The sequence below is a fragment of the Salmonella sp. GDC200615 genome (assembly GCF_050574145.1).
GTDB lineage: Bacteria > Pseudomonadota > Gammaproteobacteria > Enterobacterales > Enterobacteriaceae > Salmonella > Salmonella enterica.
On sequence record NZ_CP192247.1, the window covers coordinates 4,265,956 to 4,279,695 of the forward strand.

Annotated in this window: 12 protein-coding genes; 3 read left to right on the top strand and 9 right to left on the bottom strand. The window is 53.6% G+C overall.

Going from position 1 to position 13,740, the window contains the following annotated elements; translation table 11 throughout:
* Window positions 1–200 precede the first annotated feature (200 nt).
* Window positions 201–464, top strand: coding sequence for a peroxide/acid stress response protein YhcN (gene yhcN / locus ACQ29O_RS20695; protein ID WP_000695695.1), 264 nt, complete (start codon window positions 201–203; stop codon window positions 462–464).
* Between the two features lie 103 nt (window positions 465–567).
* On the top strand, window positions 568–834 hold the full coding sequence (gene yhcN-B / locus ACQ29O_RS20700) for a DUF1471 family stress response protein YhcN-B (protein ID WP_000853276.1): 267 nt from the start codon (window positions 568–570) through the stop codon (window positions 832–834).
* 59 nt (window positions 835–893) lie between these two features.
* Here the strand turns inward: yhcN-B and ACQ29O_RS20705 are convergent, their stop codons facing one another.
* From ACQ29O_RS20705 to aaeX, 4 genes are all read right to left on the bottom strand, one after another.
* A complete protein-coding gene (locus ACQ29O_RS20705; RefSeq protein ID WP_001103887.1) occupies window positions 894–1,166 on the bottom strand; it encodes a barstar family protein in 273 nt (90 codons plus the stop codon).
* A 171-nt stretch (window positions 1,167–1,337) separates the two neighbouring features.
* Window positions 1,338–3,305: a p-hydroxybenzoic acid efflux pump subunit AaeB gene (gene aaeB, locus ACQ29O_RS20710; RefSeq protein WP_000510913.1), complete on the bottom strand. Its 1,968-nt coding sequence runs from the start codon at window positions 3,303–3,305 to the stop codon at window positions 1,338–1,340.
* Between the two features lie 5 nt (window positions 3,306–3,310).
* Complete coding sequence (gene aaeA / locus ACQ29O_RS20715; RefSeq protein ID WP_253336256.1) at window positions 3,311–4,243, bottom strand: p-hydroxybenzoic acid efflux pump subunit AaeA; 933 nt, start codon at window positions 4,241–4,243, stop codon at window positions 3,311–3,313.
* Window positions 4,244–4,250: 7 nt separating this feature from the next.
* Window positions 4,251–4,454: a p-hydroxybenzoic acid efflux pump operon protein AaeX gene (aaeX, locus tag ACQ29O_RS20720; protein WP_000051840.1), complete on the bottom strand. Its 204-nt coding sequence runs from the start codon at window positions 4,452–4,454 to the stop codon at window positions 4,251–4,253.
* A 181-nt stretch (window positions 4,455–4,635) separates the two neighbouring features.
* Here aaeX and aaeR point away from each other — a divergent pair, with 181 nt between their 5' ends.
* Window positions 4,636–5,565 carry an HTH-type transcriptional activator AaeR gene (gene aaeR, locus ACQ29O_RS20725; RefSeq protein WP_253336257.1) on the top strand — a complete coding sequence of 310 codons (930 nt, stop codon included), beginning with the start codon at window positions 4,636–4,638 and terminating at the stop codon, window positions 5,563–5,565.
* Window positions 5,566–5,687: 122 nt separating this feature from the next.
* Here aaeR and tldD read toward each other — a convergent pair whose 3' ends face one another.
* The 5 genes from tldD to mreD form a co-directional block, all read right to left on the bottom strand.
* On the bottom strand, window positions 5,688–7,133 hold the full coding sequence (gene tldD / locus ACQ29O_RS20730) for a metalloprotease TldD (protein WP_000055943.1): 1,446 nt from the start codon (window positions 7,131–7,133) through the stop codon (window positions 5,688–5,690).
* 144 nt (window positions 7,134–7,277) lie between these two features.
* Complete coding sequence (gene yhdP / locus ACQ29O_RS20735; RefSeq protein ID WP_020976782.1) at window positions 7,278–11,078, bottom strand: AsmA2 domain-containing protein YhdP; 3,801 nt, start codon at window positions 11,076–11,078, stop codon at window positions 7,278–7,280.
* 110 nt (window positions 11,079–11,188) lie between these two features.
* A complete protein-coding gene (gene rng / locus ACQ29O_RS20740) occupies window positions 11,189–12,658 on the bottom strand; it encodes a ribonuclease G (protein ID WP_000123188.1) in 1,470 nt (489 codons plus the stop codon).
* Window positions 12,648–13,241 carry a Maf family protein gene (locus ACQ29O_RS20745; RefSeq protein ID WP_000210304.1) on the bottom strand — a complete coding sequence of 198 codons (594 nt, stop codon included), beginning with the start codon at window positions 13,239–13,241 and terminating at the stop codon, window positions 12,648–12,650. Before ACQ29O_RS20745 ends, rng begins: the two co-directional genes overlap by 11 nt.
* Window positions 13,242–13,249: 8 nt before the next feature.
* Window positions 13,250–13,738: a rod shape-determining protein MreD gene (gene mreD / locus ACQ29O_RS20750; protein ID WP_001747138.1), complete on the bottom strand. Its 489-nt coding sequence runs from the start codon at window positions 13,736–13,738 to the stop codon at window positions 13,250–13,252.
* Window positions 13,739–13,740 lie beyond the last annotated feature (2 nt).

Here is a 13,740-nt window from a genome sequence, read left to right on the forward strand (position 1 = left end):
TCTTTTATTTTTTAAACATCAGCGGCGAAAAACAGCAATTTTAATTCCATAACGTTATAAAAAATAAAATTTTTAATGTCTTTAAAAAGCAGAAACAATTAGCGTGGTATTAATTAATCGCGTGATTAGTGTATACTTAATTTTGTGATGAGGGTCACGAAACAAAGACCCCAGTAAAGGAATTCGACGAGGTAAAAATCATGAAAATCAAAACCACTGTTGCAACATTAAGTGTTCTGTCCGTTCTCTCTTTTGGCGCTTTCGCCGCAGAACCTATCAGCGCAGAGCAAGCGCAAAATCGTGAAGCAATCGGATCGGTTTCAGTCAGCGCTATCGGCTCATCGCCTATGGATATGAACGCCATGCTGAGCAAAAAAGCGGATGAACAAGGCGCTACGGCCTACCACATTACCGAAGCGCGTAGCGGTAGCAACTGGCACGCCACTGCCGAACTGTACAAATAAAATTCACCTGCCATCGCATATAACGTGTCATTGCTTCGCGGAGATATCGCATAAGAAAAGCCCATTAATCCGCGAGGTTGACCCTATAAAGGAATAAAAGACCATGAAAACGAAATACATTATCGCATCACTCGGCCTGGCCACTCTGCTCTCTTTCGGCGCAAATGCCGCAGTACATCAGGTTAACGCGGAACAGGCGCAGAATCTGCAACCGATGGGCACCATTTCCGCCTCGCAGATTGGCAGTACGCCAATGGATATGCGCCAGGAGATTGTCGCTAAAGCCGAAAAAGCAGGCGCTAATAGCTATCGCATCATCGAATTAAAAGAAGGTGATAACTGGCACGCCACCGCCGAGTTGTATAAGTAAACCCTCGTCGTCTAACCCGACGACTTGCCCCCGCCTGTCGGGGGCTTTTTTATGCTTTTTCAATGCCGGACATTAAACCGTAGCCGCCCCTCCAGCTCTTCTTCCGCTTCATCAAAGAGTAAAATCAGCGCCCCGTAGCGCCTGCGCAGTTTATCAGGCAGGTGAACGAACTCAATCTCTAGCGGTAGAGGTAAGATATCGCTCATTACCGCATCCCATAATGTATCAAGATCGCTTACTTTCTCACTGGCAAGACCAAACGTCTGCGTAAACTCGCGATAAAAATCGCTTTGGTTTTTAATATCATTAAAATCAAAAGTATAGACATTCATAGCCAGCCACCATCCCCGACAGACAATTGTCTGTTTTACTACTAAGCATCATTATGCAGAGGTTTCACTTCCAGAAACGCTTTTAGCCCCGGAGCACTCTTGCGCTGTTTTTGTATCTCAAATAAGTATAGTCATAAAAAAACCGACGCTTTTGGCATCGGTTCTTGTGGGTTAGCTATCGGTAAGCGCGTTCTGGTATTTATGTAACATGCCCGTCAGGCGTTTAACCGGTTCCGTCACCTGCGGCGGCGCCTCCCAGATACGTAATTTCTCCTGATAGATATCCAGCTCATCCAGCAACTGACCAAAGTAGCGTCGCCGTTTATCATCGCTTCCGGCGGAAATAACATGGTCTGCGGTACGACGAAGCTGACGGTGGAACACTGACAGATCCTCATTAACCGGTATCGGCGCGTCGCGCAGACGTTGATGAGCAATGATCATCGTTAGCGCCAGGCGAAACTTCGGCAAATCGCCAGGGAATTTATTCATCAGCAAAAAGAGTTGCTGATATAACGCAGGCAGACGGTTTTCTTTACGACGTACCACGTTGGTCGTCATTGCCGAGACCGCAGCGGAAACAAACTGATTAAGCAGCACGCGACCGGTTCGATCTTTGGATTTATCACGCACCAGCAGGATGACGATAAACGCCAGCATACAGCCGACAATTTGCCCCAACGCGCTGTCGAGGAACTGGCTGAAATGGAACGTCATCGGATTATCCAACACAATAATGTTAATCGTACTGGCCAGCGCCCCCATCGACCCCAGACGCCGTTTCTGGACCTCAATGCCGATAAAGAACCCCAATACCGCCAGGCTCAAACATAACAACAGCATACTTTGCTGCGTATTGGGAATAATCACCAGGAAATAGAGCAATCCCAGCGGCAACGCCGCCAGAGTGCCATAAATAAAATCAATGCAGACCATGCGAGGATTGGGTAAACGCATCGCCAGCGAGGTCACCACGGCAATCATCACCATCGCGCCATTACCCGATGTCCAGCCGGTCCATAGCCAGAATAATGTCCCCAGTATGCAGGAAAGCGTGGTGCGCCAGAAGTTCACCATCGCATGGTGACGTTCAGCGGATTCCACTTTAACTACGGGCTCGCCTTGCAGGATCTCTTCTTCCGTCGCGCTGATTTTGGTGTTGCTGATCACGCCGCGTTTAAGCAGCAGATAGCGCGTCGCTGCGCCTACCCAGCTATAAAGCGTGACGGGCGTTTCGCGCTCGCCGGTCCAGACAATGACACGCCGCATCCGTTTTAACTGCCTGTGAACGTCCTGTACCGTTTCAACCGGCGTCTCGAACAGTTCCCGGAATGTATCGGTAATCAGTTCCGGCCGCGTGTTTTGAATAAGATAAGTTTCACAGGATTGCGTAATCAGCGTGAGCGAAAGCGTATTCAACGCTTTCAGGCGGCGGTTAGCGCGTACCCAGCGCGAAGATTCCATATTCAGATTACTTCGCATTCCCTCCAGCGCCGCCGTGCGTCGCACCAGATCGCCCCAGGCGTTGTCGACTTCTTCGCTGTCGCCATGCTTAATACAAAGTTGCATTAGCTGATATTGCGCTACCAGTAAACTGTCCAGTTCGCGATCAACCTCCTGCTTTATCGATCGCGGCGAGAAAAGCAGATCCGCTAAAATAGCGCAGCCAATGCCGATGACGATTTCGCTACAGCGCTCAAGCGCAAATTGCGGCGTAAGCAGCGGCTCCGTCTGAATGGTAATCACAATGATCAGCGCAGTATAACCTGACAGTCCCCACGCATAAGAGTTTTCGATCCGTACTAAAGAGGAGATCCAGGTACAAAAACCGGCCCAGACACAGCACACCAGAATCATCAATAACGGCGCGCGGATCATAGAGATAATAATGATAAGCGCGGCGATACAGCCAATAAACGTCCCGATAATACGCAACATTCCGCGATAACGGATAGCGCCGGAATAGGGTTCCCCGCCGGCGGCAAATGCCGGGCCTGCCGCCACGATCGCGGCGGTCAGCACCGCCCAACGCGGCGTCTCCAGTTGAAAATGGAAGCCGATAAATAATGCCAGCACAATGGCGCACGCCAGCTTTACCGCAAAACGAATGTGCTGGTTGGCAATGGAGAAAATGCCCATGACGATTAACCGAATTCGCGCAGCCGGTGCGCCAGTTTACGGAAGAAGGAGTCCTGGCTTGCGTCACGATCCTGCTTACCGGTGATCACGACGGTTGCCGTCGTACCGGCAGGCCACAAATTCCCCTGCTGCTCGTCGAGCCGGATACGCACCGGGACACGCTGGGCCAGACGCACCCATTCGAGGTTAGAGTCTATCGTCGCCATCCCTTTCGCATCGCTGGTACTGCTGGCATTCGTTACCCCTGCCGCCACGCTATCGACGGTACCTTTTAATACCCGGTTGCTGCCAAGCGGCGTGATTTCGGCACGATATCCCGGACGCACGCCTTCCAGCTTGGTCTCTTCCATATAGGCCTGCACGTAAAAAGAGTTCTTTTTCACCAGGGCGACGGCTGTGGAACCGCGGGTAATAAATTCACCGGCATAAACATTAAGGTTAGTCACCCAGCCGTCGGCAGGCGCGCGAATGACGGTGCGTTCCAGATCGAGTTTAGCCAGATCGCGCGTCGCCTGGGCTTTAGCCAGTTGATGCAGTACCGTCTGCAAGACGTTGTTCGCCTGATCGATCTCTTCCCGGGACATCGCCTGTACGCCGAGGCGATTACGGCGACCGGCTTCCTGGCGTTTTTCCTGCGCCAGTACCTGATAATAGGCTACATCAGCTTCCGCTTCCGCCAGCGCTTTTTGATAGCGTGGCTGATCGATGGTAAACAGGACATGATCCTTTTTCACCAGTTGGTTATCATGCACGTTTACATGGGTAATCAGGCCCGCGACATCCGGGGCAATAGCGACGACATCGGCGCTAAAACGCGCGTCGCGCGTCCAGGGAGATTCGGTGTAATACACCCAGGCGCGGAAAATGGCGATAAAGGCCAGAATAACCAGTACGAGGGTAATGGCCGTACGGGAGAGTTTTCTTGTTAGTGTTTTCACTTCAACCTCAAACGAACAGGCGCGATATTAAATAAAACAGACAACAATACAGCGCGGTATTGAACAAAGCCGGATGCCAGACAAAATCATAGATACCCGTCGGCACAAGCATCCGACGCACCAGCCAAAAAATAGCCAGTGACAAAAGCAATTCGAAAAATATCGGTGGGAAGGAAAGACCAAACACCACGATAACGGGAAACAGACTCATGTTGACCTTGATTTCTGAGAGAGAGCAGGCGATAGATTGTTAAGCTACATCGCCGCAGAGAAGGGCAAGAGACGCCAGGCGAGAGCGACATAGCTCTTATTCGAATAATAGTATATTAACGTAATTGTTATGCTGTTATCTATATTATGTGATCTAAATCACTTTTAAGCCAGAGTGAATAATGGAACGATTAAAACGAATGTCGGTATTCGCCAAAGTTGTCGAGTTTGGCTCTTTTACCGCCGCAGCCAGACAGCTGCAAATGAGCGTATCGTCCATCAGCCAGACTGTGGCGAAACTGGAAGATGAGCTTCAGGTTAAATTGCTCAACCGCAGCACACGCAGCATTGGGCTCACCGAGGCTGGAAAAATCTATTATCAGGGCTGTCGTCGTATGCTGCATGAAGTGCAGGATGTTCATGAGCAGCTTTACGCTTTTAATAACACGCCCATCGGTACATTGCGTATCGGCTGTTCTTCAACCATGGCGCAAAATGTGCTGGCCGGGCTTACCGCAAAATTATTAAAAGAGTATCCCGGTCTGGCGGTCAATCTTGTGACAGGAATTCCGGCTCCGGATTTAATTGCCGACGGACTGGACGTGGTGATCCGCGTGGGCGCGCTGCAAGACTCCAGCCTGTTTTCCCGTCGACTCGGCGCGATGCCGATGGTTGTGTACGCCGCCAAGCCCTACCTCGCTCAGTACGGCGTCCCGGAAAAACCCGCCGATCTCAGTAGCCATTCCTGGCTGGAATATAGCGTGCGCCCGGATAATGAGTTTGAACTTATCGCGCCGGAAGGAATTTCTACCCGACTGATTCCACAGGGGCGGTTCGTCACTAACGATCCGATGACGCTGGTACGCTGGCTGACCGCCGGAACCGGAATCGCCTATGTGCCGCTGATGTGGGTGATCGATGAGATCAATCGTGGCGATCTGGAGATCCTGCTGCCTCGCTATCAGTCCGATCCCCGTCCGGTGTACGCGCTGTACACCGAAAAAGATAAGCTGCCGCTTAAAGTGCAGGTAGTGATTAACGCGTTAACTGACTATTTTGTCGATGTCGCACACCTGTTTCAGGGGATGCACGGGCGGGGAAAAGAAAAATAAAAACACCGGGTAATTGCTGAAGACGATTGTAGGCCAGATGCCACCCGAGGCTGACATTTCCTGATGGCGCTGCGCTTATCAGGCCTGGGCGGCACACACCACAGGCCTGATAAGGCGGGCAGTTATGCGGTGCCGCCAACCGTCAGGTTATCGACTTTCAGCGTCGGCTGGCCTACGCCTACCGGCAGGCTTTGGCCCTCTTTACCGCAGACCCCCACCCCGTTATCCAGCTTAAGGTCGTTGCCGACCATGGAGATCTGTTGCATCGTTTCAATGCCTGATCCAATCAACGTCGCGCCCTTCACCGGCGTCGTGACTTTGCCATTTTCAATCAGATACGCTTCCGAGGTAGAGAACACAAACTTGCCGGAGGTGATATCCACCTGACCACCGCCAAAGTTAGGCGCATAGATGCCGTACTCAACGGATTCGATAATTTCCTGCGGCGTTGACTGCCCCGCCAACATATAGGTATTCGTCATACGCGGCATCGGCAGATGCGCGTAAGATTCGCGACGCCCGTTACCGGTCGGCGCAGCGCCCATCAGGCGAGCGTTCAGCTTGTCCTGCATGTATCCTTTCAGCACGCCATTTTCAATCAATACGTTGTACTGGCCTGGCGTACCTTCATCATCGATAGCAACGGAGCCGCGACGGTTCATCATTGTGCCGTCGTCCACTACGGTGCAAAGCGCGGAGGCAACCTGCTCGCCGATCTGACCGCTAAACACAGATGTCCCACGACGGTTAAAATCACCTTCCAGCCCGTGACCGACCGCTTCGTGCAGCAATACGCCCGGCCACCCGGCGCCCAGAACCACCGGTAACGTCCCCGCTGGCGCAGCGACCGCGGAGAGATTAACCAGCGCCATGCGTACCGCTTCTTTCGCCCACGCGTCGGCGCGAACCTCGCCGTCGAGATCGGCAAGAAAATACTCATAACCAAAGCGACCGCCGCCGCCGCTGGCGCCGCGCTCGCGTTTACCGTCTTCTTCCACCTGCACGCTAACGGACAACCGCACCAGTGGACGGACATCCGCCGCCAGCGTCCCGTCGGTCGCCGCCACGAGGATTAATTCATATACGCCGGTCAGGCTGGCGTTAACTTCCTGCACGCGTTTATCGGCTTCTCGCGCCACTTTGTCAACGCGTCTGAGGATATCCAGCTTCTCTTCGCGGCTCATACTTTGCAGCGGATCAAGGGTGGTGTAGAGCGGCTGATGCGCTACGGCGGCGAGCGTTTTTACCTTGCCTTCGCCGTTCTCGCGTACAATGGTTCGCGCTGCCTGCGCACTCTGCTCCAGCGCCAGGAGGCTTATCTGGTCAGCATAAGCAAAACCGGTTTTTTCGCCGCTAATGGCGCGAACGCCAACGCCCTGGTCGATATTATATGAACCATCTTTAATGATGCTGTCTTCTAAAACCCAGGATTCGTGATAGCTCGACTGAAAATAGAGGTCGCCATAATCAAGACGGCGTTCGGCCAGTTGGCCCAAAATAGCGAACAGATCCTGATGGTTCAGGCCATTCGCCGCTAGCAATTGTTCACTTACCAGGTTCAGACTCATCGTTTTTGCTACTCGTTGATTTCTGCCGGATGGCGGTTCACGCCTTATCCGGACTACGTTGTTAGATTGTACAAACCGGATAAACGCAGCGCCGTCCGGCATGACTATTTACTGAGAGTGGGGCAATTCCTCGCCCCCGTCAAATCATTGCTGGCTTTCTTTTATCGGTTGGCGCAGAACTTCGTTGATCTGCGGCGCATCGACCGGACCGGTAATGCGATATCGCAAAATGGAGACCTTGCTCCATAGCGGCCCCAACACTTTACTGGCGGCAAATACCGCCGCGCCGACAATCGGGTTAACGGCAAACGCGGCGGCGACGCCCACTGTGGCGGAAATTTCCGGCGCGACAACGGCCTCCATATCAAGACGACGACGCACCAGATCAACAGAACCTTTCATTGCAATATCCGCTTCCAGCCCATCCACCAGCGTATCGTCAGTATGCAGGACGCCATCTTTAATCCACGCGGTACTATGAATAGAGTCGAAATAGAAGCCCTCGCTAAAGGTATCTCTGAAGTCAAACCGCAGCTTACGCAGCAACGCATCAAAACTGAGCAGCCGCAGTAACTGTCCGGCATGACCGCTACTGAGATCAGTAAACTCGCCTTTACCCAGACGCGTACGTAAAATCCCGTTGAGCGTGGCTTCCTCAGGTTGCCAGGGCGGGTTTCGCCAGTGCAGATCGTAATCTACGTTAAAAGACGCGTTCTGGATTGGCGTCGAGATACCGAAGAACCCGGCAGCCGTGTCGAGGTTACTACCATGCAGACTACCTTTCAGCGAGGTTCGTTCATTACCCGGCGCATTCACCCACTCGCCGTTCGCTTTCAAACGGGCGAATCCGGTATCGATCAGGCCATTCGCCAGAGTCAGCGTATTGCCTTTGATGGCGAAATCGCCATCAATACGCCCATATTTTTGCCCCCACAGCCAGCACTCTTCGCAGCGAAGCTGTAAGTCCGGCCAGCCGCGGAAGCTAATCGTGTTCGCCGAAGCCAACGGCGATGTCGGCGTTGGTGACGAGGCGTGCGTTTTTGCGACGCTAGGGTTGTAGTACAGGTACTTAATATTCGCCAGCCACGGCGCATGGTTGCGCATGAGCAGCGTGGCGTTCACCTCACGGCCCTGCGCTTCAATTTTTGTTCCGTTCAGCGAGGGGGCTGAAACGACGCTCAAATTGTTCCACTGCTGGCCACCCAGCGATAGCGCGGGAGTACGCAACGTGACGCGTTGAGGAAACTCGGCTGAACTGCTCACGTTATCCGCCGCGCCTTTCTGGAATAACGCCAGCCATTGTGCGCCATCCAGCGCCGGCAGATTGAGTTCAACGCCTTGTTGAGCAGGTAATGGCGGAATCGTCCGGCTGTCCGTCGTCCAGATAGCCCGATCCAACGTCAGCTTCTGATTTAATAACCAGCGGCTGTTAAAGTGATTTTTACTCCCTGCGCTCCCCGTTAGCGCAAAACTTTTCAGGTTGCCGTCAGCCTGAATGTTCACCGGAATGGCTTCGCCTGCGGGTTTATTTAGCGGAGAAGGTAAGTGACTGCTCACATTTCTCAGATCGCCGTTCAGCTCGATGTGATAAGTGGTGTCAGCGTGATACGGAAGATCGATGCCGACTTTACCATTCCACGTCACGCTGCCGCTCAGGGCGTCATTCAGTTGCGGCGGTAAGACGCCCATACGCGTTGGTTGCCAGTTACCGTTCAGGTTGACGGCGACCTGATAGGCTTTTGCCCCTTCCGTCGTACTGAAATCCAGGTTAAGCGGCTGATTAAACCAGTTTGCCGTCAGCGGCCCGCTTTTTAGCGCGCCATTCACAAAGCTGAATTTACCGTTCAGATTTTTGAGCGTGCTGTTTAGCGGCTTAATAAACAGACTGTTATTACGCAACGAGACATCGCCCTCGGCGGTAACCTGTTCTCCGTCCAGCGGAATATCAAGATGTAAGCGAGCATTCACATCGCCATCTAACTGGAGCTCCGCCAGCGTCGAGCCAAGCGAGTCTTTTAGCGGCGTCTCGTCAAAATAAGGCCCAACGGCTTTTCCCGGCCCGTTAATATCGGCATCAATGAGCAGTTTCTCTTTGGAATAATCCGGAATCGTCGCCGCGAGTTTGCTGGCCTTCACCCCGCCCAAATCGACGCTATCCGAACGCATCCACAGACCGTCGTTCAGGAAATCCAGTTCAATGTTGAGATTTTTTAGCGCCGGCCAGTCGGGTTGAAAGGCAAACGTCGCATTGCGTAGCGGCACCAGCACTTCAAACTGACCTTCGTTATGCTTATAGGGAAAGAGGTGCGGGTTACCACCGTAAACCAACGTGGCGTTATCCGCCTCGCCGCCCTGAATCGCGCCGCTAAGGTAATCGACCAGCGCTTTGCCCATCAGGTTTTCCGGAAAATAGCGCCACGCCTGAGATCCATCATCGGTACTGATTCCGGCCAGAATACCCAGCCACGGTTCGTCGCCCGTCGGTTGCAGATAGCGGAACCCGCCGCGCGCATGTACCGCCTTTGCTTTGACGTCAATGTCGCGGCCATCAAGCTGAAAGCCGTTCTCATTCTTCAACCAGCTAAGCGTCGCGACGCCGTTTTCAATTTCCAGCGGCGCGCGAAAAACGGTTTCATAGGGCATTTTAGCTTGCTGCATCGCAACCTTCATCTGCCCGTCTTCTACGCTTCCCGCCAGCGTACCGGAAAAATGTTCCGCGCCGGGCAACAGCTTCCACTGTTTCCAGGCAAGATTTTCCCACGATGCCTGAAAACGCGTTTTTTCGGTCGCCTGTAGCGGAATATCCAGCGCCAGTGTGGCGATCTTTCCGCTCGGCTGCGTAGCCTGCCATATTTCGCCCAGCACAGGCGACAGTTTAGCCGCCAGCGGACGTAATGCTTCCAGCCCCGCCAGTTCAAGATTACTGGCGCGAATGCGTAGCTCATCGCTACGTGTGTGATTCTCGCCGCCGACGTCCTGCTGCGGGAGCCAGGCCACGGTTAAGGCTCCGCTCGGCCAGGGTTTACCATCAAGCGTAATCCGTGTGTCCGGAATATAAAACTGCCAGCCCGGCTGCTCGCGGCTAATCTGCGCCGTCAGGTTATCGACAGACAGCGTGTGCGTCGTGTTATCGCCCAGCCAGCTTGCGCCGCCCTGTTTCAGCCAGACGTCTCCTCCGGCGATTTCGCCTTTACTGAGCGTCATCCAGCCTTCCAGACTGAAACGCGCCGTCTGGAGCGCCACATTATCCTGCATCCATTTGCCCAGCCACGGCTTGACGTCAATATCGTCGGCCTGTAACCAGACTCTGCCGTTATTCAGCAAACCGTCGTCATCGCGTAAATCCATCCGCACCTGCATCACGCCGTGCTGCCCGGTCAGGCTGGAGAGGCTGACCTCGCCTTCGGCGCGGTGCCGCTCTTTGCCGTTTAGCCAGGTAAGCTGTGGGATCGCCAGCTCCGCGCGTTGTCCGGAAAGCGTCAGAAAACTGATTTGGCTATCGCGCAGATCGAAATGATCGAACTGACGCAGGAAAAGATCGCTTAAACGGCTGGTTTCGATGCCTTTGCCGTCGCTGCTTTGAAGAGGCGTGTTGGTGCGGAAATTGAGTTGCCAGAAGGTCAGGTCGCGAAACTGCCAGCGCATATGCAACAGGCTTTGCCAGACGTCCAGCGCCAGCGTAACGCGTTTTATCGACAGCTCGCCGCCATCTTTCAGGGCGGCATGAATATTATGCGCTTCCAGCGTAGGGCCAAAATTTTGCCAGCTTGCGGAGAGTTGGCTGGCGGCCACCGGCACGCCGGTCACGGACTCAATTTTATTCAGGATAGCTGGACGCCAGGCGTCAAGATGAGGCAACGCCAGGCGCAGCCCGCTAACCAGCAGCGCTGCAATGACGATGAGCGCGGCTCCAGTGAGCAATAAAATCCCCGGCAATCGCCTCACGCGTCTCTCCTTGTCTGCCAAAAAATACGACTCACACCCGTTGAGGGTATATTGCCGGATGGCGGCGCTTGCGCCTTATCCGGCCTACATGCGCTGGTGCTACTACTCAATTACATCATTACGACGTCAAACTGCTCCTGGTTATAAAGCGGTTCGACCTGAACTTTAACCTGTTTGCCGACAAAGATTTCGACTTCCGCCAGCGCGTGTGATTCTTCGCCTTTCAGCGCTTCCGCCACCGCAGGAGAAGCATAAACCAGGAAGCGATCGGAGTCATAAGCGTGATGAACACGTACAATTTCACGCATGATCTCATAACAGACGGTTTCCACCGTTTTTACCGTCCCGCGGCCATGACAGGTTGGACACTCGTTACAAAGCACATGTTCCACGCTTTCACGGGTCCGTTTACGGGTCATTTCCACCAGCCCCAGCGGCGAAAAACCGTTAATACTGGTTTTCACGCGATCCTTACTTAACGCCTGTTCCAGCGAATGCAGCACCCGGCGGCGATGATCTTCATTATTCATGTCGATAAAATCGATAATGATAATGCCGCCCAGATTACGCAGGCGTAGCTGGCGGGCAATGGCCTGAGTCGCTTCAATATTGGTATTAAAAATGGTGTCGTCGAGATTACGGTGTCCGACAAACGCGCCGGTATTGATATCTACCGTCGTCATCGCTTCGGTTTGGTCGATAATCAGATAACCGCCAGACTTGAGTTCAACCTTACGCTCCAGCGCGCGCTGGATCTCATTTTCCACGTCATAAAGATCGAAGATCGGCTGATGGCCACTGTAATGCTCCAGCTTACTGGTCATTTCCGGGATGTATTCTGCGGTAAACTCCAGCAGCGACTCATAGGTCAGACGTGAGTCGACGCGAATTCGGTCCAACTGCGCATCGGCGAAATCGCGCAGCACGCGCTGCGCCAGCGCCAGTTCGCCATACATCTGGTAGCGCGTTTGCGGACGCTTTTTGCGCTCCATGACTTTCGTCCAGACGCGCTTGAGATAGGCGGCGTCAGACGCGAGATCCTCTTCACACACGCCTTCCGCCGCGGTGCGGATAATAAACCCGCCCTGTTCGTCGCAGTATTCCGCCACCACCTTTTTCAGGCGCTCGCGTTCACTTTCGCTTTCGATACGCTGGGAAACGCCAACGTGTGACGCGCCGGGCATAAAAACAAGGTAACGGGAGGGCAACGTGATGTCCGTGGTCAAACGCGCGCCTTTCGTGCCGAGCGGATCTTTCACTACCTGCACCATCAGATCCTGTCCCTGACGCACCAGTTCGGAGATATCGCGCACGGTAAACTGTTTTTGCTCGTCGCCCGCCACGCATTCGGTATGCGGCATAATGTCGGAAGCGTGAAGAAATGCGGCTTTATCCAGCCCAATATCTACAAAAGCCGCCTGCATACCTGGAAGTACACGACTTACACGACCTTTGTAGATATTGCCTACGATTCCGCGTCGCGCTTCGCGCTCAATATGGATTTCCTGAAGAATACCGCCATCAATGTACGCCACGCGCGTTTCCGATGGCGTTACGTTTACCAACAATTCAGCCGTCATGTTTATCCCTTTTATCACGCAGTGCGTTAAAATGACTCAACAACTCATACGTTTCAACCAGCGGTAAGCCGACCACGGCGTGATAGCTGCCATTTATCTTCCTGACAAAACAGCCACCCCGCCCCTGAATACCGTATGCACCTGCTTTATCTAAAGGCTCGCCGCTGGCGACATAGCCAGTAATATCCTGCGCAGAAAGCGTGCGGAAAGTCACCTCCGTTACCACCACACAATCCAGCGTCTGCTGCGAGTCCGCAAGCGCAACAGCAGTCATCACCTGATGCGTATTTCCGGAAAGCAAACGCAGCATTTCTGCGGCATGAGCGGCGTCGCACGGCTTTTCCAGCACCTCGCCGTTTAACACGACTATCGTATCCGCGCCCAACACCGGCAGATCACGGGGAACCAGCGCCACGCCAGCCTGCGCCTTTTCGCGTGCCAGCCGAACAACATACTGCTGCGCGCTTTCCTGAGCACGCCGTTGCTCTTCAATACCAGGCACGACCTGCTCGAATGAAAATCCAAGTTGAGTCAATAATTCCTGGCGACGCGGGGAACCGGAAGCAAGATACAGAGTTGTCATATCGACCTTTATTGCACAGCAAACTGCTGGCGTACTTTACGCATCAGCAAAAAGAGCCAGGGCCACAGCACGCCATTGACTACACTACTCCAGAACACTTCCGGTCTGAAAGAGACGTTGATCACTAAAAACTCGGCCCAGAAAACAATAATGTCCACGGCCAGTGAAAGCAACATTACCACCAGCGCCTGCTGCCAGAGCGCCAGGTTACGGAAGAGCTGGAATTTCAGAGCGACCAGATAGGCGACAATACTCATCGACAGAGCGCGCACGCCAAGTGTGGAACCGCTGATGAGATCAAGTATGGCACCCATCACAAATCCCGTCCCCACATTTACGCGGTGCGGCAGGGCCAGAATCCAGTACAGTAAGATGAGCAAAGCCCAGTTTGGCCGGAAAACAATGATGTCGTCCGGCCAGGGCATGATTTGCAGCAACAGCGCAATAAGAAACGAGAGCCAGATAACCCAGCGCCCCTGGCTACGATAGCTCGCCACCA